19 protein-coding genes are annotated in these 22985 nt (G+C 55.9%); 14 read left to right on the top strand and 5 right to left on the bottom strand.

Features of this window, described 5'->3' with window-relative positions; translation table 11 throughout:
* Positions 1 to 8 precede the first annotated feature (8 nt).
* The 7 genes from gluQRS (at position 9) to AC1Z3F_RS15545 (ending at position 9921) form a co-directional block, all read left to right on the top strand.
* A complete protein-coding gene (gene gluQRS, locus AC1Z3F_RS15575; RefSeq protein ID WP_131090529.1) occupies positions 9 to 929 on the top strand; it encodes a tRNA glutamyl-Q(34) synthetase GluQRS in 921 nt (306 codons plus the stop codon).
* A 9-nt stretch (positions 930 to 938) separates the two neighbouring features.
* The gene (locus AC1Z3F_RS15570) at positions 939 to 4478 is read left to right on the top strand and encodes a DNA polymerase III subunit gamma and tau (RefSeq protein WP_131090530.1); all 3540 of its coding nucleotides are present in this window, start codon (positions 939 to 941) and stop codon (positions 4476 to 4478) included.
* A 91-nt stretch (positions 4479 to 4569) separates the two neighbouring features.
* A complete protein-coding gene (gene recR / locus AC1Z3F_RS15565) occupies positions 4570 to 5370 on the top strand; it encodes a recombination mediator RecR (protein WP_131090531.1) in 801 nt (266 codons plus the stop codon).
* A gap of 197 nt (positions 5371 to 5567) precedes the next feature.
* Positions 5568 to 7274: an MFS transporter gene (locus AC1Z3F_RS15560; protein ID WP_262198598.1), complete on the top strand. Its 1707-nt coding sequence runs from the start codon at positions 5568 to 5570 to the stop codon at positions 7272 to 7274.
* A gap of 10 nt (positions 7275 to 7284) precedes the next feature.
* Positions 7285 to 7761 carry a MarR family winged helix-turn-helix transcriptional regulator gene (locus tag AC1Z3F_RS15555; RefSeq protein ID WP_131090533.1) on the top strand — a complete coding sequence of 159 codons (477 nt, stop codon included), beginning with the start codon at positions 7285 to 7287 and terminating at the stop codon, positions 7759 to 7761.
* Positions 7762 to 7877: 116 nt separating this feature from the next.
* The gene (locus tag AC1Z3F_RS15550) at positions 7878 to 8429 is read left to right on the top strand and encodes a hypothetical protein (protein WP_131090534.1); all 552 of its coding nucleotides are present in this window, start codon (positions 7878 to 7880) and stop codon (positions 8427 to 8429) included.
* A 205-nt stretch (positions 8430 to 8634) separates the two neighbouring features.
* Complete coding sequence (locus AC1Z3F_RS15545; RefSeq protein ID WP_131090535.1) at positions 8635 to 9921, top strand: aspartate kinase; 1287 nt, start codon at positions 8635 to 8637, stop codon at positions 9919 to 9921.
* Positions 9922 to 10001: 80 nt separating this feature from the next.
* Here the strand turns inward: AC1Z3F_RS15545 and AC1Z3F_RS15540 are convergent, their stop codons facing one another.
* Entirely contained in the window at positions 10002 to 11612 is a 1611-nt protein-coding gene (locus tag AC1Z3F_RS15540; RefSeq protein WP_483566195.1) for an alkaline phosphatase D family protein, read from the bottom strand.
* A 440-nt stretch (positions 11613 to 12052) separates the two neighbouring features.
* Here AC1Z3F_RS15540 and AC1Z3F_RS15535 point away from each other — a divergent pair, with 440 nt between their 5' ends.
* The 3 genes from AC1Z3F_RS15535 (at position 12053) to AC1Z3F_RS15525 (ending at position 13878) form a co-directional block, all read left to right on the top strand.
* Positions 12053 to 12577, top strand: a complete 525-nt coding sequence (locus tag AC1Z3F_RS15535; protein WP_131090537.1) for a GNAT family N-acetyltransferase — start codon at positions 12053 to 12055, stop codon at positions 12575 to 12577.
* Between the two features lie 105 nt (positions 12578 to 12682).
* Positions 12683 to 13138: a DUF6176 family protein gene (locus AC1Z3F_RS15530; RefSeq protein WP_131090538.1), complete on the top strand. Its 456-nt coding sequence runs from the start codon at positions 12683 to 12685 to the stop codon at positions 13136 to 13138.
* A 65-nt stretch (positions 13139 to 13203) separates the two neighbouring features.
* Positions 13204 to 13878 carry a nucleoside/nucleotide kinase family protein gene (locus AC1Z3F_RS15525; RefSeq protein ID WP_207306533.1) on the top strand — a complete coding sequence of 225 codons (675 nt, stop codon included), beginning with the start codon at positions 13204 to 13206 and terminating at the stop codon, positions 13876 to 13878.
* Between the two features lie 141 nt (positions 13879 to 14019).
* On the opposite strand, the gene AC1Z3F_RS15520 is transcribed toward AC1Z3F_RS15525, so the two are convergent.
* Positions 14020 to 14691, bottom strand: a complete 672-nt coding sequence (locus AC1Z3F_RS15520) for a response regulator (protein ID WP_131090540.1) — start codon at positions 14689 to 14691, stop codon at positions 14020 to 14022.
* A gap of 2 nt (positions 14692 to 14693) precedes the next feature.
* On the bottom strand, positions 14694 to 16340 hold the full coding sequence (locus AC1Z3F_RS15515; RefSeq protein ID WP_483566194.1) for a sensor histidine kinase: 1647 nt from the start codon (positions 16338 to 16340) through the stop codon (positions 14694 to 14696).
* Positions 16341 to 16571: 231 nt separating this feature from the next.
* On the opposite strand from AC1Z3F_RS15515, the gene AC1Z3F_RS15510 reads away from it, so the two are divergent.
* A complete protein-coding gene (locus AC1Z3F_RS15510; RefSeq protein ID WP_131090542.1) occupies positions 16572 to 17996 on the top strand; it encodes a CitMHS family transporter in 1425 nt (474 codons plus the stop codon).
* A 75-nt stretch (positions 17997 to 18071) separates the two neighbouring features.
* Here the strand turns inward: AC1Z3F_RS15510 and AC1Z3F_RS15505 are convergent, their stop codons facing one another.
* A complete protein-coding gene (locus AC1Z3F_RS15505; RefSeq protein ID WP_483566193.1) occupies positions 18072 to 18629 on the bottom strand; it encodes a mycothiol transferase in 558 nt (185 codons plus the stop codon).
* Positions 18630 to 18704: 75 nt separating this feature from the next.
* Between AC1Z3F_RS15505 and AC1Z3F_RS15500 the strand changes: the two genes are divergently transcribed.
* Genes AC1Z3F_RS15500 through AC1Z3F_RS15490 form a run of 3 tightly spaced genes read left to right on the top strand, consistent with a single transcriptional unit; the run spans position 18705 to position 21694 of the window.
* Positions 18705 to 19604 (top strand): 3-methyladenine DNA glycosylase, encoded by a 900-nt coding sequence (locus AC1Z3F_RS15500; protein ID WP_131090544.1) that lies wholly within the window; start codon positions 18705 to 18707, stop codon positions 19602 to 19604.
* A gap of 33 nt (positions 19605 to 19637) precedes the next feature.
* Positions 19638 to 20066, top strand: a complete 429-nt coding sequence (locus tag AC1Z3F_RS15495) for a hypothetical protein (RefSeq protein WP_131090545.1) — start codon at positions 19638 to 19640, stop codon at positions 20064 to 20066.
* A gap of 50 nt (positions 20067 to 20116) precedes the next feature.
* Complete coding sequence (locus AC1Z3F_RS15490) at positions 20117 to 21694, top strand: cation:proton antiporter (protein ID WP_131090546.1); 1578 nt, start codon at positions 20117 to 20119, stop codon at positions 21692 to 21694.
* On the opposite strand, the gene rlmD is transcribed toward AC1Z3F_RS15490, so the two are convergent.
* Complete coding sequence (gene rlmD / locus AC1Z3F_RS15485) at positions 21691 to 22821, bottom strand: 23S rRNA (uracil(1939)-C(5))-methyltransferase RlmD (protein ID WP_131090547.1); 1131 nt, start codon at positions 22819 to 22821, stop codon at positions 21691 to 21693. The genes AC1Z3F_RS15490 and rlmD overlap by 4 nt on opposite strands.
* Positions 22822 to 22985 lie beyond the last annotated feature (164 nt).

Raw genomic sequence — 22985 nt, 5'->3', positions numbered from 1 at the left:
GAGTCCACGTGGGCGCTGGCCGTTTCGCCCCTAGCCCTTCTGGGCCACTCCACCTTGGCAATTTACGCACTGCTATTCTCGCTTGGCTTTTTGCCCGCTCAACACAACGCGAATTTCTACTGCGCGTTGAAGACTTGGACCGAGTTCGTTCCGGTGCCGAAGCCACCCAAATTTCTGAACTTGAAGCTTTGGGACTGAATTTTGCTGGTCCCCTCCTGCGTCAGTCAGAGCGCTTCCCGATTTACTTTGCAGCCATTGAGCAGCTCAAACAACGAGATCTCGTTTATCCATGCTTCTGTTCACGCAAGGACATTGCCGAAGCTGGCAGTGCACCGCATGCCGCACCCGGGGCTTATCCGGGCACCTGCCGAAACCTGAGCGATAGTGAACGCGAAGCTAAGGCGAAAATCCGTCCCGCAGCCCTGCGCCTGCGCGCTGAAGTGAACGAATTTTCTGTTCATGACCAGTTCGCAGGTAACTACAGTGGCACCGTGGATGACTTTGTTTTGGTCCGTAACGATGGGGCGCCAGCATACAACTTGGCTGTAGTCGTTGATGACGCTGCCTGTGGAATCGACCAGGTAGTGCGCGGTGATGATTTGCTCTCCTCGGCACCGCGCCAAGGCTATCTTGCCTCACTGTTGGGCTACGAAATTCCCGACTATGTTCATGTGCCGCTGGCACTGAATAGCAAAGGCCAGCGCTTAGCCAAGCGTGATGGTGCAGTAACACTCGAAGAGATCACCGAACACGGGGTACATCCAGCCGATGTTGTGGCGATTTTGCTAGAGTCGTTGGGCTTGCCAAGCACAAGTTTGCAGGCAGCCCTAGAAGCTTTCGATCCGGTGAACTTGCCTCGTGAACCGTGGATCGTAGAACCTGAAAATATCGTCCAACAGCTGATGCCCCGAGCATCACGCAACCGATAGGGAACCGGTGTGAGTACAGCGCTATATCGCAGATATCGTCCCGATACGTTTGGCGACGTCATCGGACAAGAGCACGTTACCGCTCCCCTGATGACGGCTCTGGAAAAGAACCGTGTGAATCACGCGTACCTCTTCTCCGGCCCTCGCGGTTGCGGCAAAACCACCTCGGCACGCATCTTGGCTCGTTGCCTGAACTGTGAACAGGGTCCGACTCCCGTTCCGTGTGGCACGTGCCCTAGCTGTGTGGAGCTAGCCAATGGTGGCCCGGGCTCCCTAGACGTTATCGAAATTGACGCTGCCAGCCATGGTGGTGTGGATGATGCTCGTGACCTTCGTGAACGTGCAACTTTTGCTCCTACCCGTGACCGCTACAAGATCTTCATCATCGATGAGGCTCATATGGTCACCGCTGCAGGTTTCAACGCGCTTCTGAAAATTGTTGAAGAGCCACCGGCTCACATCAAGTTCATCTTCGCGACGACCGAGCCTGAAAAAGTTATCGGCACTATCCGTTCGCGTACCCACCACTACCCATTCCGTCTGGTTCCACCAGAGGCGCTGTTGGCGTACCTGCAGGTGTTGTGCGAACGCGAAAACGTTGCAGTAGCCGAGGGTGTACTCCCCTTGGTAATTCGTGCCGGTGGCGGTTCAGTCCGCGATACCCTCTCCGTTCTGGACCAGCTGATGGCTGGCGCTCGGGAAGGCACCCTGGATTACGAAACTGCGATTGCGTTGCTTGGTTACACGCACTCCACCTTGCTGGATGAAGTAACCCTGTCGCTTCACGAATCTGATGGTGCTGGGCTCTTTGGCGCTATCGATCGCATTATCCAGACTGGCTTGGATCCACGCCGATTTGTTGAAGATATTCTTGAGCGCTTCCGTGACTTGATCATTGCCAAGGCAATGCCTGAAGGTCTGGAAAAGATCTTGCGTGGAGTCCCCGAAGATCAGCTTGAGGCATTGCATCTGCAGGCAGGGTTGGTTGGCGCTGGCGAGCTTTCGCGCTGGGCCGATGTCACCAATCAGGCTCTGAGCCAGATGACCGGCGCGACCTCGCCGCGGCTGCATCTGGAATTGCTGGCAGCTCGTCTGATGCTGCCGGGTTCAGAGAATTCTGATTCTGCTTTTGCAGCCCGTTTGGATCGACTCGAACGCCAAGCAATGACTGGCGGCCCACTGCCGGCCCTTGAAGAAGGAGATGCAGCGACAGCTGCTGCTTCCTTGGGCGCGCCAGTTAATCCGGTAGCCGCCCGTCAGGGTGCTGCCGCAGTACGTGAAGCATTAGCGGCAGCCAAGGCCCGCCGTGAAGGCGCTCCAATGCCTGCTGCCAGCGAAGCACCCGCTGCACCTGAGGAACAACCAGCGCAACCGGTCCAGCAGCCAACGCAACCAGTTCAGCCGGTCCAGCAGCCAGTGGCGCAGGTCCAAGAGCAGCCGTCAGCCCCAGCACCAGCTCAGCATCCGGTTCAGCAGGAACAGCCTGCCGAACCTCAGGGCGAGCTGCAGGCACCAGCGGTCGAAAACGAAGATCCAAATGCACCATTGGATCCGGGCGCAGATTCGCTGAATACCGGTGAAGCTGCGGACTGGGGAGCAACCTGGGGACCAAAGGACGATAGTCGTTCGGTCACCACTGAAGTTCAGCCTGGTCCTAGTGTTCCGGCTGCACGTCCAGAGGGTGTTGCGCCGTTCAGTCTGGTTCCTGACCCATCTAGTGGCGAAGATTTGTCCTTCGGCACCGGTGTATCTATTGATGACGTCAAACAGAACCCTGCCATGGCCGAATTCGCTCGTCGCACCGCGGCAAACCGCACTCAGCAACCAGCAGCCCCCGCACAACAGCAACCGCAGGCACCGCAAGCGCCAGTAGCGCAGCCGGTTCAAGCACCGACACAGCCAGCGGCACCGGCTGAAACTGAGCAGCCTTCTCAAGCTCAAATTGATGCGCAGCGTCAGGCTGCCCAGCAGGCTCAGCAACAGCAGGAGCAGCAGGCGCAACGCGAACAGGCTCAGCGTGCACAAGCTGAACGTGAAGCTCAAGAAACTGCATCGCGCGAACAGGCCCAACGTGAGCAAGCTGAGCGTGAAGCTGCCGAACGCGCAGCTCAACAGCAAGCCCAGCAACAGCAAGCACCTGCTCCACAGGCGCAGCAACCGGCTACAAGTTCTGGCGTGCAGAAGTTCCAGCAGGCTTGGCCGATGATTCTGGAACAACTGCAGGGCAGTTCGCGAGTTCTTCATTCGATGGTGTCCACCTATGGTTCGGTGGCTGGCTTTGATGGTCGCACGCTCACGTTGGCCTTCAGCAACACAGGCCCGATTGTGAATCTGCGCAATCGTCCAGATTTGATGAATACCATCACCGGTGTGGTGTCCCAGGTCGCTGGTTCACCAATAGAGATTGTCCTTACCGAGGGCGGCTCTAACCCGGGCGGTGGTGGTTCCCCAAAAGGTGAGCGCCGGCCACTCCCGGCGCAAATCCCAGCACCAACTAAGTTCAACAAGCCTGTAACTTCCGCTGGGGTAGCCGCACGTGCCGCAGCACGTGCGCAGGCCGCTGCTCCTGTACCGGATCCGAGCGCTCCGCCTTCGGCCCCAATACAGGCACCGCAACCAGTTGCACCACGTTCGGGCTCTGCCGATGGCTACACCAGTAGCTATGACGACGTTCCGCCGCCTTACGACGAGCCTTTTATGGATGAGCCTCCGTACCCGGATGATCCATATTATTCTTCTCAACCGGTAGCGGAAGCACCTGTCCAGGTGGTAACCGAACAGCCGCAGCGTGCTGAGGTTGTTGCTCCACAGTCCAGTGCTCCGCGCAGTTTTGGTGGTCCCCCGGTCGCGCCTAAACCACGCATGACCGCTGGCATGAGCGCGCGTGAAGCTGAGGGCGGAGCGCTCAATATTCCGCGCCCAGTCTCTTCCACGCCGCTGCATCCGCAGAGCACAACTGCGTCGTTCCAGAATTTGACTACCCCTGAGCCGGATCCAGCACCGCAGGTTCAAGAACCTGTCGCTGCTCCGCAGTCGCAGTCGGAGCCACAGCCGCAGTCACCTGTAGCATCGGCACCAGCTACCGTACCGACCACTGCTCCCGCCGTTGTTCCTGCGCCTGCCTCGGCGCCGGTTGAACAGCAACAGCAGCCCGCGCCGGTTCAAGCTGCGCCGGTTCACGCCGCACCGGCTCCAGAAGCAGCCCCGAGTTGGGGCACGCCACAGGAACAAGCCGCTGCACCGAGCGAGCCTGCAGCCAGTGCCGCAGGACAACGCATGAGCCGCTACCAGCAGCTGATGAACCAGGCCAAGGATTCGCCCACTGCACCAGCACCGACTCAAGCCGCCAGCGGTTGGGGCGGTCCGAGCGCAGCTCCGGATCGCGCCGCGATCCAAGAGCCTGAAGAGTTCGTCCCGAGCGACGACGACATCCAGGTCGAAGATTCAGCGCTCATCGGTGTTCCCGCCGTGGAACGGTTGCTCGGTGGTCTAGTCATTGAGCAGCGAGACGTTAACGGCAATGTTGTGGAAATCAAGCGCAGCCTGTAGCCCGCACCACGGCGAACTGTCGGGGTGAGACACTAAGGTGTAACACGGAAGTTTTCCACTAGATCTAAGCAAGGCAAGAAAGAAGGCGCACGTGTACGAAGGTGCTGTACAGGAACTGATCGACGAGCTCGGTCGCTTACCTGGCATCGGCCCAAAGTCGGCTCAGCGCATTGCTTTCCACATTCTTGATGCCGATTCTGAGGATATGACCCGGTTGGCCGCTTCCATCCAGCTGGTCAAGGAAAAGGTTAAGTTCTGCGAGATCTGCTTTAACATCTCCGAGCAAGAACGATGTGCAATTTGTCGTGATGAACGTCGTGACGGAACCAAGATCTGCATCGTCGAGGAATCCAAAGACGTCATGGCCATCGAGCGCACCCGCGCCTTTGGTGGCAAATACCATGTGCTTGGTGGCTCGATTAATCCGTTGGCTGGCATTGGCCCGGAACAGCTACACATCCGTGAATTGGTCACCCGCCTGGCCGATGAGTCCATCACCGAATTGATTCTGGCTACCGACCCGAACCTTGAGGGCGAGGCCACGGCAGTTTATCTGGTGCGCGCGCTGGCTCCTTTGGGCATTCGAATCACTCGCCTGGCCTCCGGACTTCCGGTGGGTGGCGACTTGGAGTACGCCGATGAGGTCACCTTGGCTCGTGCCTTTGAAGGTCGACGCACCGCAGGGTCAAACTCTGCGGCAGCACGACGCAACGATGCACCTACATCTGCTCCAGCGCGAAACGACGAAGCAGAAGAGGACAAAGCACCCGCTTCTTCGAGCGCAGAACCCCGGTTGTTCCGCGCGGTTAACCCGGATCAGGCTCCCGCCGATGAAGCTTCGCGCCCGTCACACCCGGTAGTTCCACCGATGGATGACCACCGTAGCCGGTAACTAATCAAGGCTTCGCCTAGTGAACCTCGCCCACCCGCAGCTCGCGGGAACGGCGGGGTTTATTAGTTTCAGCCGACGGTCAATACATAGGTGTGCGATGGAACACGCTTAGTTGAGAATTATCAACTATCGGCGTATGGTTGATATAAATCAACCAATCGGCTCTCATAGCCGACCCTTTTTTCTTTGGAGCTTTAATGACCGAAACCGCACCGGTCGTCAAGGTAAAGATGACGCACCGAGAAATCCTCACCGCCCTCACCGGCATTCTCATGGGCATGTTCGTCTCGATCTTGGCTAATACCGTCGTTTCCAGTTCACTGCCGGTAATCGTTTCCGATTTGCACGGCAGCCAAACTTCCTACACCTGGGTAGTAACCGCCACCTTGCTGGCAACTACCATCTCTACCCCTATCTGGGGAAAGCTCGCTGACCTCGGCAACCGTAAGCTGTTGCTGCAGATCTCGCTGGCAATCTTCGTTCTCGCATCAGCGGCTGCCGGCTTCTCGCAGGACACTGCCTTCCTGATTTCCATGCGTGTCATCCAGGGTCTTGCCGGTGGTGGCGTTGGCGCCCTGGCACAGATTGTCATGGCCGACTTCCTCTCCCCACGCGAACGTGGCAAGTACATGGGGCTGTTCGGCGCAGTGATGGCCATCGGTACCGTCGGTGGACCATTGATCGGTGGCTTTGTCACTGACACCATCAACTGGCGCTGGAACTTCTTTATCGCCCTGCCATTTGCCATCGCTGCAGTCATCCTGATTCAGCGCACCCTGCACCTGCCAGCTGTTGCCAAGCGCAAGGTCAAGATCGACTACTGGGGCATCGTGTTGCTCTCCGGCGGCGTTTCCTTGCTCTTGATCTGGATGTCGCTGGGCGGCTCCGAATTTGAATGGGCTTCTACCACCAGCTTCCTGATGGTCCTTGGCGCGATCGTTCTGATTGCTTCATTCATCATTGTTGAAATCAAGTCTTCAGAACCACTGTTGAACATGTCCCTGTTCAAGAACCGCACCTTCACCTTCGCTGTCATTGCCTCGTTGGCTGTTGGCGTGTCAATGTTCGGCACCTCGGTGTTCCTCAGCCAGTACATGATCATGGCTCGTGGTGCCTCAGCCACCATGGCCGGACTGATGACCTTCCCACTGATGGGCGGCCTGCTGGTGATCTCAACCATCGGTGGCGCAATCATCTCGCGCACCGGTAAGTGGAAAGCACTGGTAGTCACCGGTTCGGTACTCATCGTCATTGGACTGTTCCTGCTGGGAACCATCCACTACGACACCAACTACGCGGTAGTTGCTTCCTTCATGTTCATCCTTGGCGCCGGTATGGGTCTGGTCATGCAGAACATGGTGCTGGTAGTGCAGAACTCGGTGGACATCAAGGAACTGGGTGTTGCTTCTTCCTCGGTGAACTTCTTCCGCACCTTGGGCGGCACCGCAGGTACCGCAGGTTTGGGTGCCATCTTGGCAGCCACCATCCCGGACATGATCGCTGATCGCCAGGCAGATTTGATGCAGGCCATCGGATCGCTCGGCGAAAAGGGCAAGGCCGTGGCAGAGGTTCTCTCCTCGGGCAACCTGCCAACGGTCTCCACCCTGCCAGAGCCGGTACGAGTGATCTTCGAATCCATCTATGGTGATGCAGTGCCTTCACTGTTCACCTTCGCAGCTCCGCTGTCCTTGCTCGTTGTTGTCGCCGTATGCCTGATCCCTAATCAGTCACTAACCACTCAGAACGCTTCCGAGCGTCTGCAGGAAGTTGAAGCCGAGGCCGCCGTTCTTGGAGCTAGTTCCACCGGCACCAGCAATAACGCTGAGCGCGAGGCTGAGACAAAGGAAGCTGTTGCGGCACACAGCGCAACCTCGCAGTCAGCGCAGAAGTCAGCCGATAGCTAGGAGTATTCCCATGGATACCACTAGAACGGATGACGCAGTCTGTAGCCAGGAGCGCACCGACCGCTATTCGAAGGCCGAACAGGAATTGTTTTCCTTGATTGCCCTCACCTCGCGTTTTAAACGTGAACTAGCGGTCCGCCTCCATGGTCAGCTGACCCCGGGATATTTGCCGGTACTCGGACTTATTTTGCGCACTGAGCGCATCACCCAATCCGAGATCTGCGAAAAGCTGTTGATCGATAAGGCCACGCTGTCTCGGATGGTTTCCAAGCTGGAGCAACTTGATCTGATTGTTCGTGAAGTCAATGCCGAGGACCGCAGGGCCTTCGACTTGCTACCAACGGAGCACGCAAAAAGTCGTTGGCGTAGCGGCTTTGAGCAATGGCGAGGAGAACTTCGCTCACGTATGACCAACTGGGAAGATGCGGACTTGGATACGTTGGTTGATCTTCTGGGTAGGTTGAACTCGGAGATTCAGACAATCTAGCTGCAAGCCTGCTTCGTCAACAAGATCGGTGCGAAGACTCGGGCACCACGGGATAAATCCCGTGGTGCCCGAGTCTTTTCTGGTCCGAAGCAACTGGCCATGCCTAAACTTCAGCTATGGGAATCAAGAGCAGCAATACCGGCGCCATCGCCAATGCCACCGGCACCTCGTGGGAACAGTGGAGCGCAACGCTGGAGTCGAAGAACGCAAGCGCACTGACACATAAGGAAATTGCCGAGCTCGCTTACGCTCACATGTCCGAAACAGTGCAGAACCCAGGCTGGTGGGCGCAGTCCGTAGCAGTAGCCTACGAGCAGCAAATTGGACGGCGTCTACCTGGACAGGCCCAAGATGGAACCTTCCAAGGTTCGGTCAGCACCACCACCGATGCCGATTTGGACGCTGCACTGGCCAAGTGGGAATCTACCATTGCACACTTAGACAAATTCAATTCCCAAGCTCTCAGCGACCCCGCCCGTACCAGTAGCTCCGAACGCTGGCGTTACTGGCGTGCGAGTTTTTCCGACGGCACCAAGACCCAAGTAGACATTGGGCTCAAAGGGGACAAATCCTCGATTGCCATTAACGTTACTAAGGCTAAGACACCAGATCAGTTGTCGGATTGGAAGAGCTTTTGGCGACAAATATTGGCCGAATTCAAGAAGTAGTCAGCGATTTTCAACAACAGCTGTGAAAGTTTCTAGGCAATATGACCAATGTTTACCGTCACAAGTAGGTGAACTTGGCCTGCAACTGACACAATATTTATTTGGTAGATGTCTTGCGCTGTGCCATGGACTAGAAACCTGAACGTTTCTACCCGTGCAGCACCAACGCCGAGACATAGCTTTCAAACAGGTGGAGTGAGTGCCCATGGGCCTAATTGTTCAAAAATTTGGCGGTTCGTCCGTATCGGATGCCGACGGCATCAAGCGTGTGGCGCGTCGAATTATTGAAACCAAGTCCCAGGGTCACGATGTCGTAGTTGTCGTCTCCGCGATGGGTGACACCACCGACGACCTGCTGGATCTGGCGGGTCAGCTCACCGATGATGCACCTGCACGAGAAATGGACATGCTGCTCTCCGCCGGAGAACGCATCTCGATGTCTTTGCTCGCTATGGCCATCAACCAGTTTGGTGAGCAAGCTGCTTCCTTCACCGGATCCCAGGCCGGTCTGATTACTGACTCATCCCACGGTAAAGCACGCATCATGGAGGTCTCTCCACAGCGTGTGCGTAAGGCCATTGACCGCGGCTTCATCGCGATTGTTGCTGGCTTCCAAGGCATGAGCAAGGAATCCAACAACATCACCACCATGGGTCGCGGTGGTTCTGATACCACCGCAGTGGCATTGGCTGCAGCCCTCGGCGCCGACGTCTGCGAAATCTACACCGACGTTGACGGCATTTACACCGCTGACCCACGCGTGGTCGCCTCAGCTAAAAAGATTGAAAAAATCACCAGCGAAGAAATGCTGGAAATGGCCGCTAGCGGCTCAAAGATTCTGCACCTACGTTGTGTGGAGTACGCGCGACGCTTTGGTGTGCCGCTGCATGTGCGTTCTTCATTCAGCACTCACGAGGGCACTTGGGTGCTCCCGAACCCCGACGACAAAATCAAAATTCAAGAGGGAGAACCCTTGGAACAGCCAATCATCTCAGGTGTCGCCCACGACCACTCCGAAGCCAAGGTCACCGTTATCGGCGTGCCAGATATCCCTGGCAAAGCAGCCCAGATTTTCGGTGTCATCGCCGCAGCTCAGGCCAATATCGACATGATCGTGCAGAACATTTCGACTCGCGGCTCGGGCAAGACCGATATCTCCTTCACCCTGCCAATGACTGAAACCAAGAACGTATTGGGCGCGCTCACCACCGCTCAGGGCGAGATCGGTTTTGAAGACATTGAGCACAACGACGAGGTCGGCAAGCTGTCGCTGATCGGTGCCGGCATGCGCTCGAACCCAGGTGTCTCCTTCACCTTCTTCGAAGCCCTGCACACCGCAGGCGTGAACGTGGATATGATCTCCACTTCAGAAATCCGCATCTCTGTGGTCACCGACGCTGACAAGCTTAATGACGCTGTGCGTGCCATCCATACCGCTTTTGATTTGGATACCGACGTAGAAGCTACCGTTTACGGCGGCACCGGACGCTAAGTCCGCTCTACCCAAGATCAGGCCGGTGTCTGCTGAATTTTCAGCGGACACCGGCCTGATCTTTTGAGCGGATATTTCGATTACTTGGCTGGTTCCAAAGTTTTGGAGTAGACAGTTTCGCCCAACCCGTTGCGCAGGCTGACGGTAAACATGTCTTGATCATCCAGATCAACATGTCCAAAGAACTGGCTCTTGCCATCGCGAGGTGACTGGTTAGCGACGGTACCGGCCAGAGCGAAGTCCACCTTCGGCCCAAAAGTTCCGTCCATCTTGTTAGGGCCGAAGAAACCGGCGTTAACCGGGCCGGCAACAAATTCCCAGAACTCGTTAAAGTCGCTGAAGGCCGCTCGCTCAGGCGAGTAGTGGTGTGCCGCGCAGTAGTGCACATCCGCGGTCAGGAAGACGACGTTCTTGATGTCACGGTCTTTAATGGCTTTGAGCAGTCGCGCCAATTCCAGTTCTCGACCCAACGGGGCACCGTGATCAGCGTTAGCAATGGATTCTTGTGCCTTGCCGTCAGGAACGATGATGCCCAGAGGCAGATCATTGAGGATGACTTTCCAGGTCGCCTTGGACTGGCTTAGCCCGTCGACCAACCAGCTCAGCTGTTTTTCACCGAGGATCGCAGTTTCCTTTGACTCCATGCCAGCGGTGTTCTCTGACTTGAAGGTGCGCATATCCAATGCGAACAAGTCCAAGGCCGGACCGCGGGAAATCTTGCGGTAAATTCGTGCAGCTTCAAAACCGGTGCCACCGCGCAAAGCACGAGGATCAGCGATGGGCTGATATTCCTGCCACGCTTGGCGTCCTCGGGATGCCAAGGTATTGATATCACGCACGGTGTAACGCTCATCAGTGATGGTCTCCCCCGGCCACCAGTTGTTGTGCGTTTCATGGTCATCCCACTGCGCGATGACAGGGACTTGTGCATACATCGCCCGCACGTTAGCGTCCATCATGTTGTAGCGGTGGCGCCCACGGTATTCGGCCAAAGTTTCGGCAACCTTGGAAACTTCTTCAGTCACTAGGTTGCGCCAAATCTGGCCATCGGCTTCTTTAACCTCGGCAAGGATCGGACCGTCAGCGTAGATCGTGTCACCACTGTGCACAAAGAAGTCAGGCTTGGTGGCGTGCATCGCGGCGTAGGCACGCATGCCTCCGATTTCCTCATTGATGCCCCAGCCCTGACCGGCGGTGTCGCCCGACCAAACGAAGCTTTGCGCTCGGGCAGCCTCATGGTTGCGGCGGCCGTTGAGGGATGGTGCGGTGCTAAACCAGCCCTGTTCGGTTTCACCTACGGTTCCGTTCTCATCTTCAAAACCGATGCTTACCGAGAAGCGTGTTCCAGCTGGCAGATGGGCGGCACTGATTTTTGCGGTGAAGTCGCTCGCCTCGGTAGCCTGGGCACCTCTTAGGGTGCGGGCGAAGGATCCCCGACCGCGAATGATCTGTCCGGTTTCATCCACGGCACGCAACTGTGCGCGCAGTCGGCCTTCACCAGAACTGCGGGCCCAGAGTACCGCGCTGTTGGTGGAAACGTCACCCATGGAGAAACCACTGGTGAGTCCCAAACGTGAACGGACCAAGCGTGGGCTGCTAGAGGCCAGAGCGGCACCGGTGGGCCCAACGAGGCCTAGGGCTCCTGCGCCCAAGGCGCCGGTCAGCAAATTTCGACGCGAAATATTAGTCATGGAATTCAGTGTTCATGACTAATTCAGCCGCTTCCTTGAGCTGAGATGAATACAAAGAGAAATTATCCTAGCGACCGCTGCACCGAAAACTCGCTGGGCTAGATCGCTTGAAAGCACCTTCTTCAAATGCCAAGCTCACATGGTGTCACAGCTTGTATTGAATGGGCCCCTACTCCGAGAATTCTATCCGGCGGGGTGTACGGGAAATCAAAACTTTTGAGAATTCGCAGTCATGAAATCATCACGAGTCAGATCGACGCCTGTCCCGTAAGACGACCGGCTCACGGGACTCTCCAAAATGGCATTCCGGGCACACCCCTCACGGCGCTGTTTCAGCGGTGAAGCAGTGCACTTGCCGGTTAGACGCTCATTGAAGTTCGGCGTCATTGGAGGTGGTCCGAAGTCACTCTGCCTGCTGGTCACATGCGACAATTCAATGCATGGATACGCTAGCTTCGCTGCATCGTGCCACTCGCTCATCAGCAAATGGAATCGTTGAACTTCGCGACTCTTTAGCTCTTTGGCAACAGGAACAGTCGATTCAGCAATGGTCACCAGGAGAACTCCCCGTTAGCGACGTTGCAGAACAAATCAGCCTTGCTGAATGGTGGATTCGCACCGACGCACAAGATGTCACAGCCGCCGTACGCCTAACAAATACTGACGACCTCATTTGGCCTGACCGCAATCCAGCTGCGGCATATATCCACGGCCTGATGGTTGATCGTTCTCTATCCGGGCAAAGGATTGGTCAGGCTATCTTGAAATGGGCGGAAGAAAAAATTCGAGGCAGCGGTCGTGCTGTTGCCCGACTGGACTGCGTCGCAACAAACGACAATCTACGTAGATACTATGAAGGGCTCGGTTACCGCGAACGCGGAATCATTGAATTCGGGCCTGACTCGACATGGCATCCGGTACTCAGATTCGAGAAGGACATTATTTCAGTACAGAACGTGGACTAGATGCTCGGTGATTTACGGAATCCCGCGGAGCATTTATCCTGCGAGGCTAGTCGACGAACTGGTTCAATCAAGGTTTCCGGTGCGCGTATCTGGCAGGATTCTGTCATGGATAACAACTACCCAGCCATCCCATTTCGTCCCGAACCACGCGACTTCCCGGGGCACCTGATGCCACTGTCCGTGCCAGAGGGGTTACGTCTCGAGCTCAGCCGCTCAAAGAGCGTTGAAGGCCAAGAAGAAAAGTTTGAAGAATGGATGTCCGTTCTCAACGATAGATACGATGAGTGCCTCGCATCAATACCTGCTCAACGTGCAGTTTTTGAAGCGACCTTCCGCCATGAGGAAGCTGATGGTTCAGCATGGATGTATCACCTGAGCCTCACGGGAACCGAGGGGTCTGGTCTCGATGAGGAGCACGCTATTGATGCGACCCACGCAGGATACAGTCGCCAAGTTAAGCAGCCAGGTTGGGAAGAGCTAACACCGAAGTTCATGCTAACCCCAGAGCATCTTCGTTCCGCGATGCTCAGCTGGGCAAAAAGCGGGGAGGAGCCAAAGTAGGGTTTCGTTCATTGCACTCGGCTCTCAGCGCATCCGTAATCCGGCACTTATCTTCAGCTGATTTCATGGAAAATGAGTCCATGAAGAAGTTCATGAAGTCATTGGCAGAAAGAGTTCTCGACAACGTCGGGCCAGGACGCAGACTAGTGGCGATCGACGGTGTGGACGGCAGCGGCAAAACATCTTTCGCAGCTAACCTCATAGCGGAGATCAATGAACGGCCTGTCATCATCATCCACGTAGACAATTTTCTGAATCCAGCTTCAATCCGTCATGCCCGGGGGCGCTCCTCCCCCAAAGGCTTCTGGGAAGACACCTATGACTATCATTCGTTGATAGACCACGTGTTAGAACCACTCAAGGCCAACGGCAACGGACAGTATTCGCCGGCTTCATACGACGTTCAAATGGACAAGTTCAGGTTGGCTGACAAGGCACTGGCCCCATCAAATGCACTCATCATAGTTGAAGGCATGTTCCTCCACCGTGACGAACTAGTTTCACACTGGGATTGCTCAATGTTCCTCGACGTCCCATTCATAGAAACTGCCGCTCGGATGGCAGTTCGCAACGGCAGCAATCCAGACCCCGAGCATCCAACGATGAATCGATACGTCGGCGGCCAGCGACAGTACTTCGAAGCCGCCAAACCGTGGGAACGCGCCACCTTCATCATTGACAACACTGATTACTTGTCTCCGAAGCTTATTGATGCCGGATCAGTTTCAGCTACGCGCTAGAGGATTCGCACTACGGACAGTTCAGTTACGCTGAGTGCTAACCTGACCCTCAACATCTAGTATTCAGATCAGCCAAAGGCAGGATTGCCTTGTTAGCGGCAACCGTCATCACGTATCTGGGACGCTACCTAATCCACGTTTCTAGCGTGCCACGTAGCGATGCTCGGGACGGCCTCGGGTCCCGTAGCCCAACTGCAGCTCCAAGGATTCGTTGGCTACCAGGGCAGCGAGATAACGCTGGGCAGTAGCTCGTGCAACGCCTACGGCTTCTGCCACCTCGGCCACACTCATTGGTTCAGCTGCTTCCTTCACGCAGTTGAGCACCGCCTGTTCGGTGGGAGCAGCACCCACACTCGGGGCTGTTTCTTCACTGCCTTGCAAGGCTCTGAAGAGTCGGTCAACACCCTGCTGATTAAATTCAGTCACACCGGTGAGTTGACGTCGATACCGTGCCCACCCTTTGAGTTTGGCGCTCAAAGTTTTAGCGTCAAAAGGCTTGATAATAAATGCCAGGGCGCCGTGCCGAATGGCTTTGTCAATGTTTTTTGGCTCGGTGGCCGCCGAGATCATGATGGCATCTACGTCCAGTTCACGCAGCAGCTCAATGCCACTGACATGTGGCAAGTACAGGTCCAAGAGTAACAAGTCAGGCTTAAGCGTAGTGACAAGTTTGGGTACCGTGCGCGGGTCTTGGACTGGTTCCAAAGCTTGGAAACCCGGAATGGAATTGACCATCTCTGCGTGGAGGGCACCTACACGAAAGTCGTCATCGACGATCATGACTTGATAGTTTCCATTGGCGTTTTCGCTCATCACTACGCTCCTTCAGTCTTGTTGTTGTTCTCTGGGGTGGAAGGTTCCACCAGTACCGCAGGCAATCGGGCGGCAAACACCGCGCCGTCGGTGCCGTTGCCCGGATCAGCAATCCAGACATCCCCACTGCGGGCCTGTGCCAGTCGCTTGATCAAGGGCAACCCGACCCCGCGCCCATGTTCATTGCCTAGATGCGATCCGGTACTGACATCCCGGGCAAAAATGTCTTCCGTGGTGGTGATGCCGGGACCGGAATCTGCCACCGCCAGGTGCAGCGTTGTCGCCTCGGAGAGCAAATCAATTTCCACCCACGGCTCTCCGCTACCGCGCAAGGCCGCGGTAAAGGCGTTGTCTAGCAGATTGCCCAGCACCGCGGTGGCGTCTTGAGCATCATGAGCCGAGGCGATCTGGCCAAAGAGCATCGATTGACTCGACACCCGCAATTTGATGCCCTGTTCGTGAGCACGGACCGCCTTGGCCGAGATAAATGCCGAAAGATAGGCGTCTTGGATCGCTTCCAGTCCGGGCACCTGTGCGATCTTCGGCCCGGTTTCCATCACTTCACGCAGGTAGGCTTCGGCCTGCTCAATTTTGCCCAAATCAATAAGTCCCAATACCGCGTGCATACGGTTGGCGAACTCATGGCGCTGAGCACGCAAGGCATCAGCCATATCTTGAACCGCATCCAGCTTGGTGCCCAGGGCCTCGATGGTGGTGACATCATGGAGCAGCACCACCTGCCCCAAATCCAGTCCGTCACGGTTCACCTCGTTTACTCGGGCAACCAGTGAATTGCCGTTGGCTTCCAGGCGCACCGGGGCCGGATCTCGTTCTTTAATGGCCTTGACCAACCGTCGGTCCAGACCAGCAGATTCAAAGTGCCGCCCAACTACGTCTTCGAGTTCGGTGCGATGTGGCAGGCCCAAAAGTTGCCGGGCCGCTTTGTTGCGCACGGTGATCCGTCGGTCAACGCCGATGCCCATCACGCCTTCGGTCACACCGTAGAGCACCGCCTGCTGATCACGGACCAGCTGGGCAATTTCGGTCGGTTCAAGTCCCAGCGTCTGGCGTTTGAGTCGGCGCACGGTGATCCGTCCGGCCACCGTGGCCAGCCCGGCAGCCAAGAGGGCAAAGAGCACGATCCAGCTAAACGATTGTAAGAGTGCACCGGTCAGTGACTGGGTGGTCACGCCCACCGAAACCTCGCCGATGATCTGGCCGGATCCGCCATGGATAGGGACCTTGGCGCGCACCGATTCGCCCAAGGTGCCATGCTCCCTAGACACCGCTTCGATTCCGTCCAGTGCCACCGGATCGGTGGAAACCATCTGGCCTATTTCTGCTGGATTGGGATGACTCAGGCGCAGTCCGCGGTCCTCGGTAATCACCACAAAGTACGCCTGTTTTTGTTCCAGAATGGCATTGGCCAGCTGCTGCAATTTCCCGTTGGATAGCTCTTTTTCATCAAGGTCTTCCATCGCCGAGTAGCGGTTCACCTCGTCAACAACTTCCGGAAGTACCGCGACAGATCTAGCGATGGTCAGCGAGGTGTCTTCGGCGCGCGAATACACCCGGTCATAACTGGCATAAAGCGTTCCGGCGGTGACCAGCACGATGAGTACACCAACAACAAGGAACTGCAAACGCATAATGCGCGATGCAAAATGCCTCGAGCGAGGGCCAGAACGGAACATGCCACCCAGCATAGACGCACTGAAGAGCCAACGCGATTTTAAAGAGCAAAAAGATGGTTAAGAACTTAAGCGTTCAATAATCAGCACAAGGCGCGCAACGTGAGCCCCGCCACGTACTTTTGACTGGTGCCCTGAACTTCTGGGTGACACAAAGACGTACCACTCACCGAAATGGAGGTCGGGGCAATGCTTGTTGCACTCGGATTCCTCATGGTCGCCACCTTTATGGCGCTGATCATGACAAAACGCATGACGCCACTTCTGGCATTGATTCTCGTCCCAACCATCTTCGGTTTGTTCACCGGCGCCGGCTTCGGCCTGGGCGACATGATCATGGACTCCATCAAGGACATGTCCGGCACCGCAGCACTGCTGATGTTTGCCATCATGTACTTCGGCATCATGATCGATGTTGGCCTCTTTGACCGCCTGGTTGCTGGCATTCAAAAGCTTGTAGGCAATGACCCGGCCAAGGTAGTTATGGGCACCTCGCTGCTCACCGCAGTCATCTCGCTAGATGGTGACGGCTCCACCACCTTCATCGTGGTCACCGCAGCCCTGCTGCCGATCTACCAGCGTCTGGGCCTGAGCCCAGTAGTACTGACCTGCGTTGCAGGTTTGACCAACGGCACGCTGAACATCGTTCCTTGGGGCGGCCCAACCGCTCGTGCTGCCGCAGCGCTAAAGGTTGATGCAGCTGACGTCTTTGTTCCAATGCTTCCTTCCTTGGGTGTCGCACTGGTTGTTATTGCCCTGTTCGCATGGCAGATGGGCGTTGCTGAACGCCGTCGCTTGCAGCGTGAACGCCCAGAGCTCTGGGGCACCGAATTCGGTGGCGGCAACATGAGCTCCCCAACCGGTGGCACCTCACCAGCTGGCACTTCGTCATCCGGTGGAAACCTTGCTGTCCTTGAAGCTGTAGCCCGCAAGGGGGATGGTTCAGAAGCTGCCACGATGAACGGCACCGTACTGGATCCAAACCGCGAGACCCTGCGTCCAAAGACTTTCTACTTCAACTTGGTGCTCACCGTAGCCATCATGGTGTTGCTGGTTGTTGACGTTCTTCCACTGTCCTACCTGTTCATGGTTGGTACCGCAGTTGCCTTGGTAGTGAACTTCCCGAAGGTCTCCGACCAGGTGAAGATGATTGCAGCGCACTCCAGCGAAATCATCGCTGTGGTCTCCATGGTTCTCGGTGCAGCAGTACTCACCGGCGTGCTCTCCGGCACCGGCATGGTTGATGCCATGAGCCAGTGGCTGGTTGATATCATCCCTGACTCCATGGGCCCATACATGGCAGTTATCACCGGTTTGATCTCCATCCCGGCCACCTTCCTGATGAGCAACGACGCCTTCTACTTCGGCATCCTGCCAGTGCTCACCGAAGCCGGTGCACACTTCGGTGTTCCAGCCGTAGACATGGCTCGCGCCTCGATCACCGGCCAGCCGGTACACATGCAGTCCCCACTGGTTCCTGCCATCTTGCTGCTGGTATCGCTCTCTCGCGTAGATCTGGGCGATCACCACAAGAAGGTATTGTGGCGCGCATTGGTTGTGGCCTTGGTTATGCTTGCCACCGGTGTGATCTTCGGAGCAATCCACATGGGCTAATGCCCGCAGACAGTAATTAGTTCAAAAGCGACGTCCCGCAGTCCTCAATCTTGAGCACTGCGGGACGCCGCATTTTTAAGCGTCAAACCATGAGGGGAGAAAATCCTGCGGCGGATCTTCATCCACCCTGCCGTCGATGGCTTCCCGCAGTAAATCAGCGTGTCCGGTATGCCGGCCGTACTCTTCAATCAAGTCGCAAACGATCCGACGTACCGACAAAAATTGTCCTTCAAAATCCAGGGCTGATTCGGTATCCAACAGGTTGTTCTCGAGGATCTGTTGCGTGATCATTCGACTATTGGCCACCGCTTGGTCATAGAGTTCATAGAGATTTTCAGCTGTTTGAGAGCTGTCTACAGCAAATGGATCGTGTCCCTGAGCGGTGAGTTCCAGCAACACTTCGGGACGCTTTTGTGCAATGAGATAAGTGAATTTCTCATCCTCTACTGCTGCAAGGTGTTGGAGCAGACCGCCAAGGCTCAAGGCACTATTGGGCAGTTGTGCAGTTAATTGCGTGATCTGCAGCCCGTCAGCCTTGTACCTAAAAGTCACCCGCAACCGATCAAGCATGGCAAATAGGTGCAGCTCTTCGCTAGCAAACACTGGCGGTTCCCAAACAGGAAAATCATCCATGGCCTACTCCTGAGGTTGGTGTGAGTTGGCGTACCAAAGTGGTCTCACCGAGCGATGAATTGAATAATGAGAAGTATGCCCGTTACCGCCACCATTTTGGAAGCCTCACAGTGGACGCCCTTGGCCAACCACCATGAGGCCCGCGCGCGTGCCTTCGGTGAACCATTTGTAGACCGACGCATGAAGGGAAAGAAGCATCCGATTGAGGACTTTCTTTTCACTTATTACACGCAAAAGCCGGGTCAGCTGTATCGCTGGCATCCAGGAATGAATGTTGTGCTCAGCGGGGAGCAGGCTCAACAGCGTGCTGATTGGAAGTTCTATCGACCGGTTCAAACCGCCTCGGGCACCGGCTACGAGTTTGATGCACAGGCCTTTGTTCAGGCACGTGCCCGGGCCATAGATTTTGCCCGAGTAATTCTGGCTGGCACCTCGGAACGGGCCGGAAATTTTGCGTGCTTCGGCTTGCACGAATGGGCCATGGCCTACAAATCTGAGGTTAATGGCATCCGTCATGAGTACCTACCCCTGCGCTTGGGCGCAGCGGCTACCGACGAAGTAGTGGAAACCGAAAAAATTCGTTGCACGCACTTTGATGCCTTCCGTTTTTATACGCCACAAGCAGTGGGCCTCAACGAGCTACAGCCCACCCGCGAAACTCAACGCGACCTGGAACAGCCCGGTTGCCTGCACGCCAACATGGACCTCTACAAGTGGGCCTATAAGCTCTCCCCAGCCGTGCCTAGCGACTTGGTTATGGATTGTTTTGAACTCGCATGGGATATCCGCACCATGGACATGCAAGCTTCTCCCTATGACCTGGGCGACTGGGGCCATGAGCCGATTCGTATCGAGACTCCTAGCGGAAAAGCCGAATACGTTCGGCTGCAAAAACAATTTGCCGATAGGGCTGATGTGCTGCGTCTTAGACTGCTGGAAGTCGCCAACAACCTACCGCTTATCGTCCAAGACTAGATCTTGGTTAGGGTCACGGAGCACAATGTTTTTATGGGCACCAATACTCGCCCTAGTCGGGTTCTAATCCATGGATTCATCGTCGTACTGATCTTGGTGGCGACTTCTTGCTCAGCGCCACAGCAACCTTCTGCGCAAACTCAACTGAAAATCATCTTCCGTGCCGACGGTGAAAAAGTTACCGCCCAGCACACCCTGGACTGCAATGGGGAAAAGGCCACCAATACCAGCACTCTGCCCGATGCTTTGGCTGCCTGTGCTTCTTTGGAAAAGTTAACTACCCTAGTAAATTCCTCGCCCAACCCCACTAAAGTCTGTACCCAAATTTACGGTGGGCCGCAACGCGCCCAGGTCTCTGGACTGTTGCGCGGACAAGCGGTAAACCTCGAATTCTCCCGATCCGACGGCTGCTTGATTAGCCAATGGGACGCAGCAAAATTCCTCTTGGATTCCGGTACATGAGGGAAACAAACCACAAATTAGTTGCAAGAATCTACTACAATTAGAAGACTATGGATTTTTTCCTTCTGGTCATCGGATTATTGTTCGCCACTATTCTGATCGTCGGTGTCGGAGAACGCATTAAACTGCCTTACCCGATCCTGATGTTGATATTCGCGTCGCTGGCGGGCTTCCTCCCGTTCATGCCCGAAATGCATATCGAACCAGAACTGATCCTGCCAATATTCCTACCGCCTCTGCTCTTTGCCACAGCGCAGCGAAGCAGCTGGTCGGTCTTCCGACTTCGGTGGAAAGCCCTGATCCGGCTAGCGGTAGTGCTCATTGTGGTCACTGCGGGTACGGTCGCGGCCACAGCCATGGCCTTCACCCCCGTCGTTTCGATCCCATTGGCACTGGCTTTGGGCGCGATTGTTGCCCCGCCTGACCCGGTAGCAGTGGACGCCATTGCGACGAAGGTAAAAATGCCACGACGATTAACTTCGTTGCTGGAAACCGAGGGTCTGTTCAACGATGCCATGGCTATCGTGATCTTCCAGTTGGCTGTTCAAGCCACCGTGGATAACTCAAGTGTCGGGCTGGAGCTCATCCCACAGTTTGTCATCGGTGCTGCTGGTGCAGTGGTCTTGGGTCTAGCCATGGGTTGGGCTATTGGTGCGCTGAACCGCTTTGTTCCTAACCTGGCCGCACGTAGCGCCGCCACCTTGGTGGCCCCCTACGCGGTGTACATGATCGCTGAAGAAGTCCATGTCTCAGGGGTTATTGCAGTGGTGGTCACCGCCCTGGAAATGGTTCGTCGTGACCGTCCTCAGGACTCGGCGGAACGCTTGACCCGTCAGGCCTTCTGGGAAGTACTGGAACTGCTCGCCACCGGTCTGGCCTTCGGCTTGATGGGCATCGAAATGAACCAGGTTATTCAGGAGGAAGGCAGCAACCTGATTGGCTACATCCCGGGTATTGCCGCCATCTGTTTCGTAGTAATCGCGATACGTGCACTGTGGATGTTCGGCACGTATTATTTGCCTAACCGCAGCAAGGCCAAAATCCCCGCACGCAAGGACTCACTGGTACTCACCTGGTGTGGCATGCGCGGTCTGGCAACCTTGGCCCTCGCCTTGGCGCTACCTCATGTACGAGCCGACGGAACGGTCATCGAAGAACGCAACTTTGTTGTGGTGACCGCGTGCGCGGTATTGCTGTGCACCTTGGTGGTGCCAGGTCTGACCCTTCCAGCTCTCATGCGTGTACTGAAGCTGCGCAATAACGAGCAGGACACCAAACGTGCTCGTCGTGCTTTGGCCCGTCGCGCTGAAGCTGTTGCAATGTCAACGCTGCGCAAGAACGTTGACTTGCAGGAGTTACCGGAGAACTACCAGCAGGCAGTACGCCGCCGCATGAACTCATTGCATTCAATCTTGTCTAAAGATCCGGACCCGCACGATGCGATCTCTGATGAAAAATACACTCAGATTCGCGCCGTGATCGCCAAGGCAGATTCGATCCAGGCCATTGCCTTGGAAGCGGCCCGCGACGAGTTGCTCAAGGCTCGCCGCGAACCGAATATTGATCCGCATTTGGTGGACGAGATTGTTGTCCGCTTGGACCGACGCACCGCCACCTTGGACCGCTAGGAGCTCTTGCGCTCCAGCTTGACCATGACTTCGTAGTGGTCAGTCTGCGGGAACATGTCCATTACACGGGCCACCCGAGGCGTGTAGTTTTCTAGACGCTCAAGGTCCCGGGCCAAGGACTTGGCATTGCAGCTGGAATAGATCAGGTGCTGCACATCAGATTTGTTCAGCCACTGCGAAAGTTCAGCTGAGATCCCTCGTCGCGGTGGGTTCACAATCACTGCGTCCGGGGCCCAGCCTGCGTTCAGTGCAAACTCGGTGGCATCTGAGACAACAAAGTGCGCATCGGTGAAACCCATTGATTCAGCGCTGATCTTTGCGGCAGCAACTGCCTCTTCGCTAGTTTCAATTCCGTAGACGGTGCGGCCTTCGCCAGCGGTATGCAGGGCAAAGCCACCGACTCCGCTATACAGGTCCCACACGCTTTCAGGTTCAACGTCATCAATCCATTGGCGTGCCTGACGATACAGGGCCGCAGCGATCTCGGTATTGGTTTGGAAGAAACCTTGTGGACGCAGATGCATTGGCACACCGTTGAGCCCAAATTCCAAGGTGGTGCGACGGGTAAGGATAATTTCTTCCTCACCTTCCAGCACTGCCTTGTGCTCCGGAAGGAAGTTCACCGAAACCACACTGTGGTGCGGCAACAGTTCCAAGAATTGTGGCAGCGAATCGCGCAAGGCCACAAAGTGCTTCTTTGTGCGCAAGACCCAACGCACCATCACCGCTCCGGTGTCCGAAAGTGTGAGGATTACATGCTTGAGCTCACCCTTGCGCTTGGGAACGTCATAAGGGATGAGTTTGAGTTCTTTGATGAATCGCTCAATCACCGGCAACAGTGTGCGCAAGGTTGGCGCAATGACGCCACAGTTGCGCAGGTCCACGCCGTGCCCCTCGGTATCGAGGATGCCGATGGTCGGAGCCTGGGTCGTTCCGGAGATGACCATTTTGGCTTTATTGCGGAAGCCCTGTTCATTGCTTGGTTGAGCGGGCAAGAATTTCAGTGTGTCAAAGTCGGCAAGCAGATGTTGGCAATCCTCAACTTTTGCTTGCAACTGGCGGGCATAAGGAACCGTCATTTGTGTGCATGAGCGGCAACGGGAGGCAGAAAAGTAGAGGCATTCCATGATGTCTACGATTTTAGCGAAGATCTGCTACAACAAACGCCAAGAATTTTTGGCGCTGATTGACCGTAAATTTTCAGCTTCAGCCGATATGCTCACAAAGGAAATCGAAAGTTTCCAAGCGAAATCCCCTATTGGCATTAATTGTCATGGGAAACGGTTGCCGA

It is taken from the genome of Glutamicibacter sp. MOO4, from assembly GCF_056934395.1.
The sequence above is the reverse complement of the archived record's forward strand: the minus strand, read 5'-3'. Positions and strand labels throughout refer to the sequence as shown.